Source organism: Halofilum ochraceum (genome assembly GCF_001614315.2).
Lineage (GTDB): Bacteria > Pseudomonadota > Gammaproteobacteria > XJ16 > Halofilaceae > Halofilum > Halofilum ochraceum.
On record NZ_LVEG02000005.1, the window covers coordinates 229499 to 250227 of the forward strand.

The 20729-nt window shown below is 67.4% G+C and carries 23 protein-coding genes; 3 read left to right on the forward strand and 20 right to left on the reverse strand.

The annotated features are described in order from the left end of the window. Nucleotides 1-22: 22 nt before the first annotated feature. The 6 genes from A0W70_RS07485 to A0W70_RS07510 form a co-directional block, all read right to left on the reverse strand. Complete coding sequence (locus A0W70_RS07485; protein ID WP_070988611.1) at nucleotides 23-676, reverse strand: uracil-DNA glycosylase; 654 nt, start codon at nucleotides 674-676, stop codon at nucleotides 23-25. Further along, nucleotides 673-1320, reverse strand: coding sequence for a response regulator (locus tag A0W70_RS07490; RefSeq protein ID WP_070988614.1), 648 nt, complete (start codon nucleotides 1318-1320; stop codon nucleotides 673-675). The genes A0W70_RS07485 and A0W70_RS07490 overlap by 4 nt, the downstream gene beginning before the upstream one ends. A 177-nt stretch (nucleotides 1321-1497) precedes the next feature. Continuing rightward, the gene (locus A0W70_RS07495; RefSeq protein ID WP_070988616.1) at nucleotides 1498-2466 is read right to left on the reverse strand and encodes a beta-ketoacyl-ACP synthase III; all 969 of its coding nucleotides are present in this window, start codon (nucleotides 2464-2466) and stop codon (nucleotides 1498-1500) included. Then, nucleotides 2463-3497 (reverse strand): phosphate acyltransferase PlsX, encoded by a 1035-nt coding sequence (gene plsX / locus A0W70_RS07500; protein ID WP_070988617.1) that lies wholly within the window; start codon nucleotides 3495-3497, stop codon nucleotides 2463-2465. Before plsX ends, A0W70_RS07495 begins: the two co-directional genes overlap by 4 nt. A 45-nt stretch (nucleotides 3498-3542) precedes the next feature. Then, nucleotides 3543-3737, reverse strand: a complete 195-nt coding sequence (rpmF, locus tag A0W70_RS07505; protein ID WP_070988618.1) for a 50S ribosomal protein L32 — start codon at nucleotides 3735-3737, stop codon at nucleotides 3543-3545. A 25-nt stretch (nucleotides 3738-3762) separates the two neighbouring features. Continuing rightward, a complete protein-coding gene (locus tag A0W70_RS07510; protein ID WP_070988622.1) occupies nucleotides 3763-4296 on the reverse strand; it encodes a YceD family protein in 534 nt (177 codons plus the stop codon). A gap of 199 nt (nucleotides 4297-4495) precedes the next feature. Here A0W70_RS07510 and A0W70_RS07515 point away from each other — a divergent pair, with 199 nt between their 5' ends. Beyond that, nucleotides 4496-5080 (forward strand): Maf family protein, encoded by a 585-nt coding sequence (locus tag A0W70_RS07515; protein WP_070988624.1) that lies wholly within the window; start codon nucleotides 4496-4498, stop codon nucleotides 5078-5080. A gap of 23 nt (nucleotides 5081-5103) precedes the next feature. On the opposite strand, the gene A0W70_RS07520 is transcribed toward A0W70_RS07515, so the two are convergent. The 9 genes from A0W70_RS07520 to nrdR all read right to left on the reverse strand — a co-directional run bounded on the left by A0W70_RS07520 (nucleotide 5104) and on the right by nrdR (nucleotide 11888). Continuing rightward, entirely contained in the window at nucleotides 5104-5589 is a 486-nt protein-coding gene (locus A0W70_RS07520) for a phosphatidylglycerophosphatase A family protein (RefSeq protein WP_070988626.1), read from the reverse strand. A gap of 168 nt (nucleotides 5590-5757) precedes the next feature. After that, complete coding sequence (gene thiL / locus A0W70_RS07525) at nucleotides 5758-6717, reverse strand: thiamine-phosphate kinase (RefSeq protein ID WP_070988628.1); 960 nt, start codon at nucleotides 6715-6717, stop codon at nucleotides 5758-5760. 29 nt (nucleotides 6718-6746) lie between these two features. Next, a complete protein-coding gene (gene nusB, locus A0W70_RS07530; RefSeq protein ID WP_070988630.1) occupies nucleotides 6747-7196 on the reverse strand; it encodes a transcription antitermination factor NusB in 450 nt (149 codons plus the stop codon). A 5-nt stretch (nucleotides 7197-7201) separates the two neighbouring features. Beyond that, nucleotides 7202-7672, reverse strand: a complete 471-nt coding sequence (ribH, locus tag A0W70_RS07535) for a 6,7-dimethyl-8-ribityllumazine synthase (protein ID WP_070988632.1) — start codon at nucleotides 7670-7672, stop codon at nucleotides 7202-7204. Nucleotides 7673-7722: 50 nt separating this feature from the next. After that, nucleotides 7723-8835: a bifunctional 3,4-dihydroxy-2-butanone-4-phosphate synthase/GTP cyclohydrolase II gene (ribBA, locus tag A0W70_RS07540; protein ID WP_070988634.1), complete on the reverse strand. Its 1113-nt coding sequence runs from the start codon at nucleotides 8833-8835 to the stop codon at nucleotides 7723-7725. A 128-nt stretch (nucleotides 8836-8963) separates the two neighbouring features. Next, nucleotides 8964-9638 carry a riboflavin synthase gene (locus tag A0W70_RS07545; RefSeq protein WP_070988636.1) on the reverse strand — a complete coding sequence of 225 codons (675 nt, stop codon included), beginning with the start codon at nucleotides 9636-9638 and terminating at the stop codon, nucleotides 8964-8966. Nucleotides 9639-9641: 3 nt separating this feature from the next. Then, nucleotides 9642-10238 (reverse strand): Ntn hydrolase family protein, encoded by a 597-nt coding sequence (locus A0W70_RS07550; RefSeq protein WP_070988638.1) that lies wholly within the window; start codon nucleotides 10236-10238, stop codon nucleotides 9642-9644. A 5-nt stretch (nucleotides 10239-10243) separates the two neighbouring features. Next, entirely contained in the window at nucleotides 10244-11380 is a 1137-nt protein-coding gene (gene ribD, locus A0W70_RS07555; protein ID WP_245675830.1) for a bifunctional diaminohydroxyphosphoribosylaminopyrimidine deaminase/5-amino-6-(5-phosphoribosylamino)uracil reductase RibD, read from the reverse strand. Continuing rightward, the gene (nrdR, locus tag A0W70_RS07560) at nucleotides 11373-11888 is read right to left on the reverse strand and encodes a transcriptional regulator NrdR (RefSeq protein WP_070988642.1); all 516 of its coding nucleotides are present in this window, start codon (nucleotides 11886-11888) and stop codon (nucleotides 11373-11375) included. The genes ribD and nrdR overlap by 8 nt, the downstream gene beginning before the upstream one ends. A gap of 70 nt (nucleotides 11889-11958) precedes the next feature. Between nrdR and A0W70_RS07565 the strand changes: the two genes are divergently transcribed. Then, complete coding sequence (locus A0W70_RS07565) at nucleotides 11959-12705, forward strand: hypothetical protein (protein WP_070988644.1); 747 nt, start codon at nucleotides 11959-11961, stop codon at nucleotides 12703-12705. Nucleotides 12706-12709: 4 nt separating this feature from the next. Here A0W70_RS07565 and A0W70_RS07570 read toward each other — a convergent pair whose 3' ends face one another. From A0W70_RS07570 to A0W70_RS07585, 4 genes are all read right to left on the reverse strand, one after another. Beyond that, entirely contained in the window at nucleotides 12710-14149 is a 1440-nt protein-coding gene (locus A0W70_RS07570; RefSeq protein WP_083330855.1) for an acyl-CoA dehydrogenase family protein, read from the reverse strand. A 71-nt stretch (nucleotides 14150-14220) separates the two neighbouring features. Beyond that, complete coding sequence (locus A0W70_RS07575) at nucleotides 14221-15279, reverse strand: EAL domain-containing protein (protein ID WP_070988646.1); 1059 nt, start codon at nucleotides 15277-15279, stop codon at nucleotides 14221-14223. 311 nt (nucleotides 15280-15590) lie between these two features. Continuing rightward, nucleotides 15591-16868, reverse strand: coding sequence for a glycosyltransferase (locus tag A0W70_RS07580; protein ID WP_070988648.1), 1278 nt, complete (start codon nucleotides 16866-16868; stop codon nucleotides 15591-15593). Next, nucleotides 16865-19114 carry a glycoside hydrolase family 15 protein gene (locus tag A0W70_RS07585; protein WP_070988650.1) on the reverse strand — a complete coding sequence of 750 codons (2250 nt, stop codon included), beginning with the start codon at nucleotides 19112-19114 and terminating at the stop codon, nucleotides 16865-16867. Before A0W70_RS07585 ends, A0W70_RS07580 begins: the two co-directional genes overlap by 4 nt. A gap of 147 nt (nucleotides 19115-19261) precedes the next feature. Here A0W70_RS07585 and A0W70_RS07590 point away from each other — a divergent pair, with 147 nt between their 5' ends. Then, nucleotides 19262-19816 carry a 2'-5' RNA ligase family protein gene (locus A0W70_RS07590; RefSeq protein WP_070988652.1) on the forward strand — a complete coding sequence of 185 codons (555 nt, stop codon included), beginning with the start codon at nucleotides 19262-19264 and terminating at the stop codon, nucleotides 19814-19816. Nucleotides 19817-19853: 37 nt separating this feature from the next. Here A0W70_RS07590 and thiD read toward each other — a convergent pair whose 3' ends face one another. Next, complete coding sequence (gene thiD, locus A0W70_RS07595; protein ID WP_070988654.1) at nucleotides 19854-20723, reverse strand: bifunctional hydroxymethylpyrimidine kinase/phosphomethylpyrimidine kinase; 870 nt, start codon at nucleotides 20721-20723, stop codon at nucleotides 19854-19856. Nucleotides 20724-20729 lie beyond the last annotated feature (6 nt).

Here is a 20729-nt window from a genome sequence, read left to right on the forward strand (position 1 = left end):
GCCGCAGAATACTTTCACGGTCTCAGAGATGCGCCCGCGCGGTGCGGAACACGTCGTGGAACATCGACTCTGTGAGGCGTCGGGTCTGCGTGTTGTAGCGGCTGCAATGATAGGAGTCGATCAGGACCGGCAGGCCCTCGGGCCGATGCACGGCCGCATGGCCGAAGACGTGATCGCGCTGGCGCAGGCCGAGGGCCCGCAGCGTGGCATCGTGGGCGACCCGGCCGAGCGCGAGCAGTACCGACGGCGGCTGCATCGCGATCTCGGCCTGCAGGAAGCCGTTGCATTCGCGGACTTCGGCACCGGTCGGTTTGTTGCCGGGCGGGAGGCATTTTACGGCATTCGTGATGCGGCAGTCCGTCAGTCGCAGGTCATCGTCCGCGGTGCTGGACACCGGCGCGTTGGCGAACCCGAACGCGTACAGCGTCGAGTAGAGCAGCTGACCGGCGTAGTCTCCGGTAAACGGGCGCCCCGTGGCGTTGGCGCCGTGCTCGCCGGGCGCCAGACCCACGATCAGCAGCCGGGCGTCGGGATCCCCGAATGCGGGCACCGGCGCACAATGGTAATCGGGATGCCGCGCGCGAACGGCGTCGAGGTGGGCCGCCAGACGGGGACAGGCCCGGCATCCCGGGTCAAAAGCGATGCCCGTGCGGTCGCGGTCGTCGCGGTGGTTCATGCGGTCTGATCGGGGGCGGTCAGGTTGTACTGGATAGCAAGCCGCAGCAGATCCGCCAGCGTGCGGACCTCGAGTTTCGCGAGGATCCGCTGGCGATAGGTCGTGACGGTTTTCGGACTGAGCCGCAGCGCGCCAGAGATATCGCGGTTCGTCTCTCCGGAGACCAGCATCAGCGCGACCTGCAGTTCGCGCCCGGTGAGACGGTCGAAGGGATTGCTCTCACCGCCGGCGACGGCATCCAGCGCGAGGCGTTGCGCCACATCCTGGCTGACGTAGCGTTCGCCGGCCGCGACGCGGGTGATCGCCTCCTGCATCTCCTCGAACGCGCAGCCCTTGGTCAGGAAGCCGGCCACGCCCGTTTCCAGCAGTGCCCGCGGCAACGGCCCCTCACTGTGCGCGGTGAGGATGATGACGCGGCAATCCGGCTCGAAACGCCGCACCCGCTGGCTCGCCTCGAGCCCGCCGATACCCGGCATCTGGATATCGATGAGTGCGATGTCGGGATGCAGTTCGCGCACGCGATCCACCGTCTCTTCGCCGGTGGCGGCCTCGCCGACGATCTCGCACCCGAGATCTTCAAGCAGACGACGGATCCCCGTGCGGACCAGTTCGTGATCGTCGGCAATGAGGACCCTCGACTTCATGCATCCGCCCCGCCCGCTGGATTCAGTACTGACCCGCCTCCTGGCGGAGCCTCGTCAGCGCCCTGGTAAGGCATGTCTGCAGCGCGGCGTGCGTCTCGACACGGCATGGCCGGCGAGCGCTTGCTCTGCAGCTGGCCCGGAACAGACCCGCAGAAGGTGGTGTTATCAGTGCACGGGTCAGTACGTGACGAGTGCGGACCCCCAGGTGAATCCGCCCCCGAATGCTTCCAGCAGAAGCATGTCGCCGCGCTTGATCCGGCCATCGCGTACGCCTTGATCGAGTGCCAGGGGCACCGAGGCGGCCGAGGTATTGCCGTGGCGGTCGACCGTGATGATGACGTGGTCGAGCGACATTTTCAGCTTGCGCGCGGTCGCCTCAATGATACGGATGTTTGCCTGATGTGGCACCAGCCAGTCGATATCGCTCTTGTTCAGGCCATTGGCAGCGAGTGTTTCGTCGACAATGCGGCCGAGCGTGTTGGTGGCGACGCGGAACACCTCGTTGCCCTTCATCTCCACGAACGTGCGCGCCGCCGCGACCTCGCCCGGTGCCGTCGCGACGCCCTTCGGTACGTGCAGCAGATGAGAATAATGGCCGTCGGCATGCAGGTGGGAGGAATGAACCCCCGGCTCGTCGGATGCCTCGAGCACGACCGCACCGGCGCCATCGCCGAACAGTACGCAGGTGGAGCGGTCGGTCCAGTCAATGATGCGCGACATCGTCTCGGCACCGATCACGAGCGCGCAACGTGCGCTGCCGCAGCGGATGAACTTGTCGGCCACGCCGAGCGCGTACACGAACCCGGTGCACACGGCCTGCAGGTCGAACGCCGCGCAGCCGTGAATCCCGAGGCGCTGCTGCAGCAGGCAGGCGGTGGAGGGAAAGACGCGATCCGGCGTGGTGGTGGCGACGATGATGAGGTCGATGTCCCCGACCCGCCGATCGGCCGCCTCCAGTGCCCGCCGCGCTGCCCGCTCGGCGAGGTCGGCCGTGGCCTCGTCGGGTGCGACGATGTGGCGTTGCCGGATACCCGTGCGTTCGCGGATCCATTGGTCATTGGTGTCGACCATCGCCTCGAGATCGGCGTTGGTCAGCACCTTCTCCGGCAGGTCGCTGCCGGTTCCCGTGATCCGCGCAAATGTCACGCAGGGTTTCCCTGAGGCAGATGTTCTTCGATATGACGATCGATGCGATTGGGCACGTCCTTGCGCACCTCCAGCACGGCGATGTCGATGGCGTTGCCGAACGATACCGCATCCGCACCGCCATGGCTCTTGATGGCGATGCCCTGCAGACCGAGCAGGCTGGCCCCATTGTAGCGGCGCGGATCGATCCGGCGGCGCAGCGTGTTCAGGACCGGCAGCGCGATCAGGCCGATCAGCTTGTTCAGCAGCGTACGCCGAAACTCCTCGCGCAGGTAATGGCTGATCATCCGCGCGACCCCTTCGCTCGTCTTCAGCGATACGTTGCCGACGAAGCCATCGCAGACGACCACGTCGGCCCGGTCACCGTAGATCTGGTCACCCTCGACATAGCCGATGTAGTTCAGGTCGCCGGCCGCAAGCAGACGTGCCGCCTGCTTGACCTGGTCGTTGCCCTTGATCTGCTCGGCGCCGACGTTCAGCAACCCGATACGGGGATTGTCGATGTTGTCGACGGCCGAAGCAACGATGGCCCCCATCGTCGCGAACTGGGCGAGGTGTTCCGCCGTGCAGTCCACGTTGGCGCCGATATCGAGCATGTGCGTATGGCCCTGCAGCGCCGGGATCGCGGTGATGATCGCGGGCCGATCGATCCCCGGCAGCGTCTTGAGGACATAGCGGGCCGTCGCCATCAGCGCGCCGGTGTTCCCGGCGCTGACGCAGGCCTTGGCCTGATCCGAACGCACGAGGTCCAGCGCCACCCGCATCGACGAGTCTTTCTTCAGACGCAGTGCCTGCGCCGGCGGCTCATCCATGCCGACGGTCTGCGACGCATGCCGGATATGGAGCCGCTCCATGCGGCTGTCTCCGCTGCCCGGCAGTTCAGCACGCAGCACCGCCTCGTCCCCGACCAGCACGAGTTCGAGGTTCGGGTGACGCGAAAGCGCGCTCAATGCGGCCGGCACGACCACGGGCGGCCCGTGATCGCCGCCCATGGCGTCGAGCGCAATGGTCATGCGCGTGGGTTCATTCATCGCGGGACGGACTGGCGGCCCCGGTGAGCGGGGCCGAGCGGCCTTTTAGTCTTCGTCTTCGTCGTCGTCACGGCTTTCCACGACCTGCCGGCCGCGGTAATAGCCCTCGGCCGAGACGTGGTGGCGCCGGTGCTGCTCGCCGGTCGTCGGCTCAGTGGAGAGCGTCGGCCCGCCGAGACTGTCATGTGCCCGCCGCATACCGCGTTTCGACGGGGTCTTACGCCCTTTCTGTACCGCCATGGGAATCGATCTCCATCAATCACTATCAACTGTTGTCAGCGTCGCCGGGATCGTCGAGATCCGCGAACGGACGCTGGGTACCCGCATCCTGCCCACTCATCCGCTCACTGTCGAAGACCTCGACCGCCGGTGCGCAATCGGAGGCATCCGGGCATTTCGCGATCAGGGGCAGCGCGAGGATCAGGTCGTCCTCGATCATGTCGACCGTGTGCATCGTCGCCCCGTTGCCGACCACCAGGGCGTCGACCTCCTCCGGGAGTGTCTCCGCTTCGGCCTCGCTGTCGACGAGCACGACCCCGATCGGCAGATCGAGGTCCAGCGCGTATGCACCGAGGCAGCGCTGACAGGTCAGCATGACACGGCCGCGGACACGGCCGGTCAGCACCCGACGCTGATTCTCGTCGCGCCCGAATTGCAGCTCGGCCGCGAATTCGCCCTCGCCGGAATCGAGCCAGTGGACCAGACGCTTGCAGGCCGATACGGGCACGGTGCCCGACAGCGCACGGCCGCGATCGGCCAGTATCAGCGGGTCGACATGAACGGGCAAACGCTCGGACATAAGCCGGTGGATGCTACGGTGCCAGGCCGCGCGTGTCAAAGCGAACCGGCTCGGATACCCGGGATGATCCGTTGCGCAGGGTGTTGTCAGTTGGATGGACTGAATATTGCCGCGCGGGCCGGCCTCCGTTAGGCTCCGGCGCTCCGGTGCCGCCGCTACCGGGACCCGACCACACGCCCTTCCGGTAATCGGATTCGCCATGACCGCGCAGCGACTGCTCCTTGCCTCCACGTCCCCCTATCGCCGTGAATTGCTGGAGCGGCTGCGGGTGCCATTCGAGACCGTCCGTCCCGACTGTGACGAGACGGCGCGGCCCGGCGAGGGACCCGCCGACCTGGTGACCCGGCTCGCGCGCGACAAGGCGGCCAGCGTAGCCGACCATGAGCGTGATGCCATCGTGATCGGGTCCGATCAGGTTGCAGCGCTCGGCGATCGGATCCTGACCAAGCCCGGCAACCACGAGACCGCCTTCGAGCAGCTTCGCGCGAGCAGTGGCGCCAGTGTGGTTTTTCACACCGGGCTGGCCCTGATCGACAGTTCCAGCGGGCGCGAGGCCTGCGTGCGTGTGGACTACACGGTGGATTTCCGCGATCTCGGCGACGACGAGATCGAGCGGTATCTGACCGCGGAGGCGCCTTGGGACTGCGCCGGCAGCATCCGATCCGAGGGCTACGGGATCGTATTGTTTCGACGGATGCACGGCGACGATCCCACCGCTTTGATCGGTCTACCCCTGATTCAGCTGCGCAGCCTGTTAAGCGATTTCGGCTGGCCCCTGCCCTGACCCGTATACACCCACCGGGCGGGTCAGGCGATCGCCAGGCGGACCAGATGGAGCACCAGACAGGCGAAGGCGCCGGCGAGGATATCGTCGACCATGATCCCCGTACCGCCACTCACCCGGCGATCCAGCCAGCCGATCGGCCATGGCTTGGCGATATCGAAAAGCCGGAACAGGACGAAACCGGCGATGACCCACGGCCATCCGCCCGGCAGCAGGAGCATGGTGACGAGATAACCCGCGATCTCATCCCAGACGATTGCCGGATCGTCGTGCACGCGCAGCCGTCGCGCCGCATAGCCGCACAACGGGATACCGGCCACCGCGACGACCACGGTGAGCGCGACCACAGCCGCGACCGGCAACGGCGCGATCAGCAGATAGAGCCCCACACCGACGACCGTACCGGCGGTCCCGGGCCCGCGCCGTGCAAGGCCGGATCCGAATCCAAGCGCCAGCAACAGCAGGGGGTCGCGGAGATGGGTCGGCCTGGCCGCACTCGGGTTCGACATGGTGACTCCCGGGTCGCGTTCTGGTTGTCCCCGGCGGCGCGGTCGGCCGACTCGCGGGCGACCATCACGGCGGCCGCTCGGGGCGAATAATCATTCAGGTCTATTCTTAACTTGTATTGGTAAGAACCTGTTTTTGCGATTCAATTTCGATTTTTTATCATTGACGGATCAGGATCCGAAATGTCGATAGCCCGCTATCTCGGCCAGCGATGAACGGCCCCCATCCAGCTCGACCAGTGCAAGACCTTCGGCGGCGGAGGTCCGTCCGATCCGGGTTACCGGCACGCCCCCCATCGCCGTCAGGCGATCGACATCGAGGTCATCCGGTCCCGTGAAGCACAGCTCATAATCGTCGCCGCCGCCAAGCAGCCACGCACGCACCTGATCCGGAGAACCGGCGGCGGCGAGTTCCGGCGCGACCGGCAGCGCGCCGGCGTCGAGTTCCGCGCCCACGCCGCTGGCGGCCAGGATATGACCGAGATCGGCGGCAAGCCCGTCCGAGACATCGATACAGGCGCTTACGCCGGCGGCGGCCAGCTGCGGGCCGAGTCGGGTCCGCGGCTCCGGCCGGTTCAGCGCCGTGACCAGGGGATCGCCAGGCTCGTCCGTCGACGCGAGACGCCGCGCGAGCCCAGCCGCCGCGCGGCCAGGCCAACCGGAAACGAATACCCCTTCGCCGCGGTGGGCCCCCGCCCGTGTCAGCCCCGTGCCGGATTCGACGTAACCGGCGACCTGGACGGTGATGCTCAGACCGCCCCGGCTCATATCGCCGCCGGCAAGTGATATCCCTTCACGCTTGGCCAGCGCGCCGAACCCGTCGGCGAAAGCGGCCAGCCATGACTCGTCGACGCCCGGACAGGTAAGCGACAACAGGCACCAGGCGGGTCGTGCCCCCGCCGCCGCGAGATCGCTCAGCCCACAGGCCAGGGCCTTCCAGCCGATATCGCCGGCCGCGGTCGCGGCCGGGAAATGGACGTCTTCGACCAGCGTGTCGATCGATACGGCGAGATCGCTGTGCGCGGGCGGGCGCAGCAGCGCGCAGTCGTCCCCGGGTCCCCGGAGCACGTCGTCGCCAGCGGGCGTGAGCCCGGCGAAGTAGCGGCGGATCAGATCGAATTCGTCGGCCATGACGGTTCCGCCCCATTCGACCGCGTGGGTCAGCTGGTTCGCCCGAACTCGCGCGGCCGCAGGCGCCGGGCCAGGCGATCGACCACGCCGTTGACGAAGCGGTGCCCCTGCTCGGCGCCGAAGGCCTTGGCCAGCTCCACGGATTCGTCGATCACGACCCGGCTCGGTACTTCGAGGCGATCGCGCAACTCGTAACAGGCCAGGCGGAGAATGCCCCGCTCGACCGGATCGACCATCGCCACCGAGCGTTCGAGCAGTGGCGCGATCTGCGCGTCCAGCGCGTCCACGTCGGCGGGAATGGCCCGCATCAGGTCGCGGAAGTATTCGACATCGGCGTTGCCGAGGTTACGGCCGTCGACGAACTGAATCAGTACGTCGTCGGGATCGTCGCCGGACACCTGCCACTGATACAGGGCCTGGACGAGGAATCGGCGGGCGCGGCGCCGTCCGCTGCTGGCGCGCTGTCGGGATCCGCTCATCGTATTCAGAGTTGCCGCATCAGGCTGATCATCTCGAGCGCACTGCCCGCGGCGTCGGCCCCCTTGTTGCCCGCCTTGGTGCCGGCGCGCTCCAGCGCCTGCTCGATGGTATCCGTGGTCAATACGCCGAATGCGACCGGGATGCCATGACGCTGCATGGCCTGGCCGATACCGCGGCTGCACTCGCCGGCGACGTAATCGAAATGCGCGGTACTGCCGCGGATGACGCAGCCGAGCGCGACCACCGCGTCGTAACTGCCACTGCCCGCGAGGCGATCGACGACGAGCGGCAATTCGTAACAACCGGGCACGCGAACCACGGTCATGGCGTCATCATCGATCCCGCTGCGGCGCAGCGTATCGACCGCGCCGTTGAGCAGGGACTCCGTGATGAACCCGTTGAACCGGGTCACGGCCAGCGCGATCCGCGCATGCCCCGGCTGCAGTTCACCTTCAATCGTTCGGAGGTCGGTCATTCGGCGGATTCCCGTAATCGTATGGAGAAACAGTATTTTACACTGATTACTTAGTGTGTGATGTAATCCTCGATCTCGAGACCGAAGCCCGCGATGCCGTGGAAAATCTTGGGTGCGCTCATCAGATGCATACGGCGCACGCCGAGATCCGACAGGATCTGTGCGCCGATGCCATAGGTGCGCAGGTCTTCGGGGGCCTCGCGCTGGCGCTCCTGCTCAGGCTGCCCGCCCGACATCTGATATTGATGGATACGCTGCACGAGGTCGCGCGCGTTTTCGGGCTTGCGCAGGATCACGACGACGCCGTCATCCTCCATATCGGCCACGCGCTGCATGGCGTCGTGCAGGGGCCAGCCACAGCCATGCTTCGCGCCAAGCGTATCGCAGAGCAGGTTCTCGACATGCACGCGCACATTGACCGGTCGATCGGGTGAGATATGCCCTTTGACCAGCGCCAGATGGAGGCCGTTCTCGATCGTGTCCTGATAGGCGTAGAGCCGGAACTCGCCGAATTGGGTCGGGAACTCCGTTTCGGCTACGCACTCGAGCGTCTTCTCATGCTGCATGCGGTAGCGGATGAGGTCCTCGATGGTCCCGATCTTGATGCCGTGCTGCTGCGCGAATTTCTCCAGGTCCGGGCGCCGGGCCATGGTGCCGTCGTCGTTGAGGATCTCGACGATGACGGCCGCGGGGTGGCGGCCTGCCAGTCGCGCCAGGTCACAGCCGGCCTCGGTGTGACCCGCCCGGGTAATGACACCGCCGGTCTGCGCCATGAGCGGGAAGATGTGGCCGGGCTGTACGAGATCCTCGGGGCGCGCTTCCTCGGCGACCGCGGCCTGGACGGTACGCGCCCGATCCGCGGCCGAGATGCCGGTCGTCACACCCTCCGCGGCCTCGATCGAGACCGTGAAATTCGTCCGGTGTGCCGCCTGGTTGTCGCTGACCATCAGAGGCAGGCGCAATTGCTGACAGCGCTCGCGCGTGAGGGTCAGGCAGATCAGACCGCGCCCGTGCATCGACATGAAATTGATGTCCTGCGGCCCGACCGCCTCGGCGGCCATGACGAGATCGCCCTCGTTCTCGCGATCCTCGTCGTCCATGATGATGACCATCCGCCCGCGGCGGATGTCTTCAATGATCTCTTCGATCGGGTCGAGCTGCATGTTCCCCTCGTCGGATCGGGCCGCCAACGGCGATGGCGCTGACTGCGGGACCGGCCCGCGCCGGTCGCGCGAGCGCGGCAGGTTACACCGCGGGCGGTGTTGTTGCCAGTAGGCGAATCGCCCTGACCTCAGTGCGCTTTCGGGTCGGTCGCGTCATCCGCGAATCCGGTCCGCGCGAGCGTTTCGCGCGTGATACCGGCGGCCGGCGCATCGCCGCCCGTCAGCAGCCTCTCCAGGTAGCGGGCGATCAGGTCGACCTCGATATTGACCGGATCGCCCGGCGCGCAGTCGGCGAGCGTCGTCATCGCCATCGTGTGCGGGACGATATTGACGCCGAATACGGCCCCGTCCACCTCATTGACCGTCAGGCTGATGCCGTCGACGCAGATGGACCCTTTCGGTGCGACGTAGCGCGCGAGCGTGTCCGGTACCCGGATCAGCAGGCGCCACGACTGCCCGTCCGCCTCGCGGCCGACGATCTCGCCGAGCCCGTCGACATGACCGGAGACCAAGTGACCGCCGAGCCGCGTGGTGGGCAGCAATGCGCGTTCCAGATTCACCCGGTCGCCCACGCCCCGCCCGCCAAGGCTCGTGTGCGCCAGTGTCTCGGCGGATACATCGGCATGGAAGCCGGTCGCGTCCGGGTCAACGGCGGTCAGACAGGTCCCCGCGACGGCGATGCTGTCGCCGGGCTGCAGGTCGCGCATCAGCTCCGCGCCGGGCTCGATGCGCAGGCGCCGGTCGCGCCCGTGCGAATCGACCCGCGCGATGTGGCCTACGGCCTCGACCAGTCCGGTAAACATGCTCTACTCCTCCACAACGGGATTGCGCAGCCTGAAACTGCGGCGGGTCAGTGGCAGACCGCTGCCCGCATCGAACTCTGCGCCGGCGGCGACCCCCGCTTCGGCCACTGCCTCGGCCGATTCCGCGCCGCCATAACAGGCATGCATCGCGCCCAGGGCATACTCGGCGCCGGAGCCGATCGCCCAGAAACGGGCGTACTCGTAGATCTCGCGCAGGGCGTAGACACCAAAGATGCCGTCCGGGCCCGCGATGAGCGCGTCGATCCGCGAGGATTCGTAGGGATCGGTCTCGTCGCCGTTGTCTTCTTTGGGATTCAGGAAATAGTGTTCCTTTAATTCCGAATGCAGACGCCGAAAGGATTCAAATATCGACAGGCGGTCACGTAAATCAAACCGCACGCGCCGTTCGCGCAGCACACTGTCGAGCACGAGCGAATGCGCGGCGCTGCCCACAATCGCCATGGCGCCGTCCTCGACCGTCTGCAGCTTGTCACTGAAGCGGTCGTAGCGGGCGGTCTGTTTCTGCTCACCGAACGTGGTCAGTGAGTCCGCGGCGATACAGGCCGTGGAGCCGAGGCGAACGGCGACAACGGTGGACATGGTGCTTACTCCCGATCGATCAGCGGCAATGCATGGATACGCAGATCGCCGCCGACGTGGCGGACCTCGCGCAGGTGCAGCCGCGTGCGCTCGGCCATCGACGCCAGCGGGGTTATGGCGAACAGCCCGCGCGCGCTGTCGCCAAGCACCTGGGGCGCCATGTAGACGATGAGTTCATCGACATAGCTGGTCTCCAGCAGGCGACCGCAAAGCGTCGGACCGGCCTCGACGTGGACCTCGTTGACCTCGCGCCGACCCAGTTCCGCGAACAGCGCCGCCGGGTCGACGCCGTGATCGTCGCGGTCGCCCGGCAGCGGCACGATCTCGGCGCCGCGGGCCTGCAGGGCCGCCGCCGAGGCGGTTTCCGCGGAGCGCGTAAAAATCACCACCCGCTCATGCAGATCGAACAGACGTGCCGTCGGCGGAACCGTAAGGCCGGAGTCCACGATCGCGACCCAGGGCGAACGCATGGCGGAAGGTGCCTCGTCTTCCGGCAGGCGGACCGTCAGCGCGGGATCGTCTGCGGCGACCGTGCCGCGGCCGGTCAGAATACAGGAGGCCCGTGCGCGCCAGCGGTGCACGTCCGTGCGGGCGTCCGCGCCGGTGATCCAGCGACTCTCGCCGGAGGCCAGCGCCGTGCGGCCGTCGAGGCTCATCGCCATCTTGATCCGTATCCACGGCCGCCCGGTCGCCATCCGCTTCACGAACCCGATATTGAGCGCTCGTGCATCCGGGGCGGACGCATCGAGTCGCTCGACCGCGATCCCGGCCTCCGCGAGGTGGCCCGCGCCGGCACCGGATACCCGGGGATTCGGATCCCGCAGGGCATAGACGACGCGCGCCACACCCGCATCGATCAATGCATCCGTGCAGGGCGGTGTGCGCCCGTGGTGGCAACAGGGCTCGAGCGTGACATAGACGGTCGCACCGGCCGCGGCCTCACCCGCCATCCCGAGCGCGGCCACTTCCGCATGCGGCTCACCGACGCGCGCATGAAAGCCCTCACCGACCACCCGGCCGTCACGCACGACCACGCAGCCGACGCGCGGATTCGGGTCGGTCGTGTAGAGACCGCGCTGCGCGAGCCGCAGCGCCCGGGCCATCCAGGCGGTGTCGGTGCCGCTGGCCATGGACTCAGCCATCCTCTCCGAGTCCCGGCAGGCCAAGCTGCGGGCGCGTGTCATCCCGCGGGTCCGGTTCACGCTCCAGGCGTTCGATCTCCTGACGGAAGGCGGCCACGTCCTCGAATTCCCGGTATACCGAGGCGAAGCGGATATACGCGACCTGGTCCAGGCGCCGCAGTTCCTCCATCACCCAGTCGCCGAGGCGGCGGGAATCGATCTCGCGCTCGCCATTGGCCCGCAGGCGCCGTCGGATGCGGTCCACGGCCGCGTCGATCGCCACGGTTTCGACCGGGCGTTTCTCCAGGGCCCGCATCACGCCGGCCCGGAGCTTGTCCACCGAGAACGTCTCGCGCGAGCCATCCCGCTTCACGATCCGCGGCAGGGCCAGATCGACGGCGCTCTCATACGTCGTGAAACGTTCGCCGCAGGCCGCGCATTCACGGCGCCGGCGAACCTGCTCGCCCTCGTTCGCGAGGCGCGAATCGATCACGCGGGTCTCGGCGTGGTGACAGAAGGGACACTGCATGGATGGCGTCGGGTTCCGGAGCGACTGAAGCGCGTTGAAGTATACGCGTCGAAGCGCCTATTCTGCACGGATGAACGCTATATCTGGTGGCTGCTCCGGCCGGGCGCCCTGGCGCCTGGGCTGCATCGGGTTTTGCCTGCTGGCCTTCAGCACGCTGGCAGCGGCCGACGTGTCGGTACGCGGGCGCATAGGCGGTACCGTGGGCGGCGACCCGCAACCGGGTCTCGGCATCAACCTGCACGTCGAACGCACGGATCTCGACGTGCGCTACGACGATGGCAGCGCCGGCGACCGGCTGGAGGTCGGCCGTATCGGCGTCACCCTGTTCGAGTCTCCGGTGCCGGGTGTGCGCCTGGGCGTGTCCATCGGTCGTCAGGGGATCAGCCAGAGCGGACGTTCGACGACGGCGGGTCTCGACCCGGCCGGGTACTTTGTCGGCCTCGACGCCCTGGGGCGATGGGCTGTCACCCGGCGGCTGAGCCTGGAGCTCGGCGGACGGGTCGGTTACGCCGAGGCCGATGACAGCAGCGGCACGGAAACGGTCGATCTCGACTGGTGGAGCGCTACCCTGCGGCCGGCGGCGGCGATCACGCTGGGGAATCGCGTCGAACTCCGGGCCGGTCTGCGGGCCCAGTGGCTCGACGGCGATGAGCGCGTGACCGGCGCTACACGCTCGACGGTCGGCTTCCGCGAGGACCGGGTCACGGGGGGATTCGTCGGCATCGGTCTGCTGACCGGCAATGGCGGCCGCGTGCATCTACGCGCGGATACGGGCGCGGCCCGCGGGTTGCAGCTCGTGTTCGAGCGGCGTTACTGAGCGTTCACCGTGCCGCCGCCAGGGCGCTGGCGGTCCATTCGGCGAAGCCGCGGAACACGGGCTCGACCTCCGCCTCCCGCTCCGCCCGCGGACGTGCCAGCAGCGCGTCGATGTCGGCCCGTTGTCGGTCGGCGCCGGCCGGGTCGCCAAGCCACCGGATCAGGTCTTCGTGCACGCCTTCCCGGGCCATCACGGCAAGGCCATCGAGCATCTGCCGATGGGGCGTGCCTTCCCAGACCGACAGCACCAGCGCCTCACGCAGGAGCCGTTCGATCCCGTAATCGACGATCAGCCCGTTGCCGCCATGGGCCTCGATCGCCCAGCGCCCGGCCGCGACCGCCTGCTCCGCCGTCCAGTACTTGGCGAGGTGGGCGAGCAGCCGGAACCGGTGATAACGCTGACTGTAGGGCGGCGTCTCCTGCCAGACGGCGTCGAGTTCGCCGGCCGCGGCCCAGGCCAGCGCGGATGCCTCACGGAAGCGCCGGCACCGGTCCTCGAATTGCCGCCGGAACAGCGGCTGTTCGATCAGCGGCTGGCCGAAGACGATCCGCTCGCGCGCGAACGCCAGGGTCTCCGCCAGTGCGCGCTGCAGCAACGCGGCACTGGCGATGCTGTTCGCCACCCGCGAGACGTTCAGCACCTCCATGATGAGGTAGATGCCCTGCCCCGGGTCTCCGACTGGACGGGCTTCACTGCCTTCGAGACCGATCTCGCCGGTCGCCACGGAACGGGTCGCGATCTTGTCTTTCAGGCGCCGGATCCGGAAATTGAGCGACTGGTCCGCGGCGAGGCGCGGGACCGCGAACAGCGCGAGGCCGTGTACCCCGGTCGGCGCATCTGCAGGGCGCGCCGCCACCAGCGCGAGTTCGGCGTCGGCGTTGCTCGCGAAATGCTTTTCTCCGGTCAGGCGCCAGCCGTCGCCGGCCGGATCGGCGCGGGTCTCGACGCCCGCACCGAGATCGGAACCGCCAGCGGCCTCGGTCATCCAGGTGGCGCCCTGCCACACGGAACCGTCGCGTCGGGTCAGACGCCCGATCCAGTCGGAAGTGCCCGGGCCGCCATACTTCTCGAGCGCGACCAGCGTCGCCAGCGACACCGTGTGGGGACAGTAGAGCCCGGGATCGAAGAAACTCGTGACATAACCGACACGATAGCCGGGCAACAGCGACCCGGTCTCGTGCGTGGCCGCGACCGTGCCCTCGGCATAGCCGCGCAGCAGCATGTCGCGATAGCCCGCAGACCAGCACACCCGATCGATCCGGCGACCGATCCGGTCATGCAACTGCAGACGGGCCCCACCGACGCGATCCACATCCCGGGAGATCGCTTCGCCGTGTGCGTGCCACCACTGCGCGTAGCGCTGTAGACGCTCGCGCTCGCCGTCGCCCGCACAGCCGTCGACTGCATGGTCGGCCGGTGAGTCCAGCGTATCCACGACCGTCATGGCTGCACCTCCACCCGCGACCGCGGTGTCGCTGCCGGTTCAGGGCAATCCGATCCCGCGGTGACCGGTCTCTATCCGGCCGCAGGTTCCGCGGCCGGCCGACCGAAGAAATACCCCTGCATCATGTCAACGCCCAGCGTCCGCATGAAATCGCGCTGAGAGGCCGTCTCGACCCCCTCGGCAAGCACACGGCGTCCCCGGGAGCGGGCAAGCCCGATGATTGCACGGCAGACCTCGGCATGCCCTTCCGACTGATCGGCACGGGAGACCACACCGCGATCGATCTTGATCAGGTCCGGATCCAGATCCGCCATCAGCGAGAGTCCGGAATAGCCGGCTCCGAGGTCATCCAGCGCCGCCTGAAAACCATGTTTTCGGTAATAGCACAGGATGTCTCGGAGGTGATCGTGGTCCTCGATGGCCTCGGTCTCGACCACCTCGAAGACGATCTGCTCCGGGCGCAATCCGGTTCCCTCGATCGCGCCCACGGTGGTCCGGAGACAGAACTCCGGCTCATAGATCACGCTCGGCAGGAAATTGATCAGGAACAGGTGGTCGTCGCCGACCCCGCTCGCCGCGGCCCGGGCGATATGGATCTCCCGGCAGACGCGGTCGAACATGAACAGCAGGTTCTCATCCCGGGCCCAGCCGATCAGTTCCCCCGGGGAAATCAGACGTCCGTCGTCCGGATGGTGGGCCCGTACCAGACACTCGTGCCCCACAACGGTTTCAGAGCGGCCGTCGACCACGGGCTGGAACCATGTTTCCAGCGCACGGGCCTCGAGCAACCCGGCCAGCGGACTGTCCTGGCGTGGGACGAATTCGGTCATGGGTTCCGCACGCAGCAGACGCCCGGTCTGCTCGCGCAATGCGGTATCTTCCAGCCAGGTCGCCCGGATTTCGCGCGCGCCGCGCTCGCCGACGAGCCCGGCGACCAGATCGAAAATCCCGGAAACACCGTCGAAGCGTGTGCCGGGGCCGACATCGGCGACGGCCGTGCCCAGCTCGTCATCCCATTCCCAGCCGAAGCGCTCGATCGCGTTTCCCAGTTCCGGGTTCTCGTCCACGAGCCGTCCGAATACGAGCCCGATACTCCGGCGACTGCTCTGACATGCGCAGGAATGCTGCATTGCGATCCACTTGCTCCGGTTGGCGCGAGATATCCCGTGCGCAGGATAAACGCGGGTGGCTCATGGTTTCCATGCCCTCGAACGCGTGCCCGTAAAGCACCGCCCGGGCGTCTCCCACTCGATCAACCATTCAGCAGGGCTTTGCGCGCCCACTAAGGAAACGCGAGCATTAACCATAACTAGAACGCTTTATAAACAGTAATTTACAATTACATTCCATATTTCACGTTAACTAAATAATCGTACACGTAAATCCCACCAGACACCACTATGCACAGAGTTCCAGGCGGGTGCCGCACGTGTTCGGCGTGTCAGCGGTTTTTGTGATCACGCTCGCGAAAGCTGCCGCTGGCCGAATCCGCCCGTGCGGAAATCAGTTCCCACTCCGCCTCGATTCGCCCCTGCAGACGATCCCACCAGCTCCAGTCATGGCCGGTCCGCACGCGCCTGCCGCCCAGTTCCGCGTACAGCTCCATGACCGAGCGCGCGCAGGTACTGCGGTCAAAGGCCTTCGCGGTCTCCCGGGCGGCCGGACCCCAGTCGGTGAGCACGGATTCATCCATCCCCTGTTCGAGGCTCGCGGCGAAATCCGCCACACTGCTCGCTTTAGCAAGAAGCCGGCCATTCTCTCCGTCGACGACCACATCCCCGACCCCGGGCCCGTCGAGAGCGATTACGGGCAGGCCCGCGGCCATCGCCTCGGCGACCACCATGCCCTGGGTCTCGGTCAGCGACGCGAAGGCGAACGCGTCCATTGCCGCGTAGGCGTCACACAGCGTCGATCCGGTCAGCTTGCCGGTCATCAGCACCCGCTGGCTTACGCCCGCCCGGTCGAACAGCTGACGCAGTGCCTGGCTCCGCGCGCCATCGCCGACCAGCAGGAACCAGCGGTTTTCGCCGTTACGGAGCCAGTGAGCGACGCTTTCACCGAGGAAGTCGAGATTCTTCTCCCGTGCCAGGCGGCCGACGTGGCCCAGGACCATGGCATCCCCGGGTATCCCCCGCTCGCGGCGGAACGCGGGGCCGTCGGCGTCGGCGAACGCCCGCGTATCGATCCCGGTGGGAATCACCTCGATCCGCGACGCCACGCCGCGCGATCGCAACAGATGGGCGATGCCCCGGGACGGCGCGATGACCGCGTCACAGCAATTCGCATAAGCCGTGGCGAGGTGGATCACGAATCGCTTGAGGGCCGGCGAATCGAGCGGGACGTAATGGGTGTAGTTCTCGTAGAGCGTGTGATGGGTGAAGATCAACGGCACGTCGTGGGCATAACTCCATCGCAGCGCCGCGTCGCCCAGCAGGAACGGATGGTGGCTGTGGACGATATCGGGCCGGAAATCAGCGAGTTCCGAGGCGAGGAAGTGCGGCAGTGGGACCGGCACCGAGAAATCACTGCCATTGAAACGCTGCCATGCCGGTACGCGCAGTATGCCCTGCTCCGTTTCGTGCTCGTCCCCCGGGAACCCGGGCGCAACCACGCGGACCTCATGCCCCGCGCCGCGGCATTCCTCCACCAGCGTCGACACCGAACCGGCCACTCCGCCGACGTGCGGGCGATAGGTATTGGTCAGCATGCAGATTTTCATTGCGCTTCCGGCAAGAGCTCCACCGCCGTGCCGTCCGCTGATAACGGGGTATCCATCCATCCCGGGAGACAGGCGATCGTATGGGGTGCGCGGTGATGCCAGCGCCCGTACACGCGCACCCGTGGATTCGAACCGGCGGTCTCGACCTCGACATCCACACGCCCCCAGCCGGTCCAGGTCGGACCAAAGCGCAGGCGTTGACCGCTTTGCAGCCACTCGGGCGGCAGGCCACTGCCGATCACGAGGCTCTCGCCCTCCTCGCGGACAAACAGACTGCGGATGATCATGAACCACTCGGCGGCCGCCCAGACGTGCTGGCCGTCGCCCATGCAGCCACCGCCCGTTCGGGGATGGATGGCCTCGGGCCAGTGACCGGTGCTGGACGCCAGCTCGGCGACCCTGCGGATCATGGGCCACGCGCGCTCCGGCTGTCCGGCACGCAGCAGGCTCTGGGCGATGTCCAGGGTCAGGTAGGCGTTGATGCCCGAGTGGATCATGTTCTGGAAGAAACCGCCGTCGAAGAAGGAATCGCGCTCGAGATAATCGATCGTCGCCACGGTCCATGGGTCTGCCGGCGGCAGCAGGCGCAATGGATAATCCGCCACCAGCGAGCCGATCGCGCCGGCATCCATGCGCCGTTCGGGTGCCGCGGGCATGCCGCCACCGCTGCGCTCATGCGGAATCCGCTCGATACTCCGGTGGATTGCCTGCCGCAGCGACTCCGCCTCCTGTCGGGCGCGCCCGGCGGCATGTTCCCGTCCCGCGTCCGACAACACGCGAGCGGCCTCCTGTAATCCCGCCAGCGCCCACCAGTCGTCCCAGTAATAATAGTCGTTTGGCCCCAGGTGTTCCGCGCTGAAGCCGGCGGGCAGCAGGCCGCCGATACCGGCGCCGGCGTCGAACCGCAGGCGCTTGCGCCGGATCCAGCGGCAACCGCGCTCAATCGCGTCAAGCCAGGACGCCGGCAGTGACTCTCCGGTCATTGCCTGGAATCGGCCGTAGGCCCAGAGGACCTGCCCGTTGGAGTCCCACTCGCCCTCCTGGGACTGGAAATATCCGGTGGCACGCTGGCGCTCCGGGAAGCCCGCCAGCGCCCTGCGGGCGCGTTCGATGTAGCCGCCAGCCAGCAGTGCGTGGAGAATCAGACACGCATCACGGAACCAGAAGCGACGATAGGTGTAGGGGCCCGGCACGATCTCGTCCACCGAATGCAGGACCAGACTGGTGCGGGCGGCCTCGAACAGGCGCTGGAGGCCGGCGTCCGGGATCTCGACCGTGGCCGCATCCGCATGGGCCTCGGCCCAACTGCATCGCTGGCCGTGCGGCAGGGGCGCATCGTCGAGCGCGACCCGGGCGCGTAAACGGCGCTCTCCATCCGGCATGGGATACAGGGCGGCGCCGGTCGCCATGCCGACCGGGCAGTGCAGGCCGTCCCCGGTCGCCGTGACGTCACCATCGAGCGCGTGGAACACATCCCCCTGGCGGTAGCTGCGGAACCGCAGGTCCGTGGGCGCCGGATCCAGTTCGATGTCGCTTGTGTCGTTGATCCGAAAGCCGTCCCCGCCAGGGGCTCGGTGCAGGTCGTCGATGAACTGGATCCCCTCCGGATTGTAGGGGCGCACCGCGATCGCGAGACGATCCCCGGAGGAACCCCGGGCCGTGATATCGAGCAGCGCCCACGCACGGCCATCGATCCGCTCGACGCTTGCATGCAGCCTGAGCTGTCGCGGTCCATCGCTCACCGTCGTGTCGACGGCGAGTCCCGAGTCCGTATCCTGCACCTGCTGCGCTTCACCGCACTGCCCCGGCAGCAGGTGGTTGCCGTCGGCGGCCAGGATCCAGCAGTCGATCGACCAGCCATCGTGCAGTGGTGTCCATAGACCGCGCGGGTCGACGATCGGATAGTGCGGGCAGTCCGGCAGGCCCACCGCCGTCCAGTTGCGATGCGTCAGATTGACGTGTGAGAACGAGAAGGCCCGCGGGATGAACGAGGCATCGCCGGGATCGAACTGACGCACGACCCAGTACGGCCATACCCAGTCCAGGTTGTGCTGGATCGCCTTGGTGTTGACCAGGCCGCGGGCGTGGAAGACCAGTCCGGCACGCAGCAGCTCCAGTGGTTCCGCGACCTCCGATGGCTGCGAGAACCGGCGCAGGCGAGCCATGACTCGGAGCGGATCGATGACGCCGTACGCGCGCGCCGCCCGGCGCACGATCGCTCGCCATGGCAGCCAGCGCCATGCCATATCCACCTCCGCAGCATCCGGTCGCGACGGTATGTGCCGGGTCCAGCCCGGGCATCTCCGCGTGACGCTCTCCCCGTGTTCGGGCGAGTCGCCCCGTGAGCGTACAGTAGGGGCAGCCGGTCAGGCACACAGTGGAGAAGCACACTCATGGAGGCAAACTGGTTCATCGCGTTGCCATTCCCGCCTGAATCCCTGCCCCGGGAAGAACTGCAGGGGCTGCCGGCGGGAACGCGTGCATTCGAGCCGGCGGACCTTCACGTGACCGTCACTTTCCTCGGCGCGGTCGGCGAACGGTGCGCCCGCGAGGCCTGGCGAGCGCTCGACATCCGCGAGGCGCTGCCGCTATCAGCGACCATCGGGCCGCGTGCGCTGTTCGGTTCGCCGCGCCGGCCGTCGGCGCTGGGGCTGGATCTCGACCCCGATACGGATGACAGCGCACTCACCGGCTTCATCGCGGAGTGGCGCAACGAGCTGCGGACAGCGGCGGGACTCGCCCCGGAACAGCGGCCGGTACGCCCGCACGTCACGCTCGGACGACCGCCCCGACGGACCGACGCCGCCTGGCAGCGGGCACTGGCGGCATGGATCGACCGACCCGCTGCCCACGCCCCGGCCACCTTCGAGAGGATCGCCCTCTACACCCGTGCGGAACCTGGCGACCGCCGACGCTTCCGCGAGGTGTGCTCATGTCCCACACCGTGAACGGACCGCTCAGGCGCAACGGACAGGCACTGAATGGTCAATCGGTCGATTGTAGCGGTCGCTCAGCGCCCAGCCAGCGTTGCGCTGGATCATTCGCCCACAAGTCCGCGAAATGATGCACGGGACCATGTCCGTGGCCGACCGACAGCCGGTCGGCCGCCCTGAGCGTCATCACCAGATAGCGCCGACCTGCATCGACGGCATCCGCCATGGTGGCCGAAGCGGGTGCCAGCGCCGCGATCGCGGACGAAAGCGTGCAGCCGGTGCCGTGCGTGTTTCTGGTAGGAACGCGCTCGGATCCGTACGCCCGCGCGCCTGTCGGCTCGCAGAGCATGTCGGTCACCGCATCGCCGGCCAGGTGCCCGCCCTTCACCAGCGCCGCGCGCGCACCGATTCCAAGCAGCCGCATACCGGCCGCCTCCATCGCCTCGACCGTCGCCGGTACGTCCTCCTCGCCGAGCAGGACCGCGGTTTCCGGCAGATTCGGGGTGACGAGACTGGCCAGCGGCAGTAACCGATCCCGCAGGGCGGCAACCGCCGCATCATCGATCAGGCGATCGCCGCTCTTGGCGACCATGACGGGATCCACGATCACGACCCCGGGACGGTGACGCTCCAGGCACTCCGCCACTACCTGTACCGATGCGGCGCTGCCCACCATGCCGATCTTGACCGCATCGACCCGGACATCGTCGAAGACGGCGTCGATCTGGTCGCGCAGGAATGCGGGATCCACGCCCGATACGCCGCGAACCCCGGTGGTGTTCTGCGCCGTCAGCGCCGTCAGGGCACACATGCCGTACGCCCCCAACGCCGAGAACGCCTTCAGATCGGCCTGGACACCAGCGCCGCCGGACGGATCCGAGCCGGCGATCGACAGCGCGTTCGGAATACGCTCGGGCGCCATTCCGGA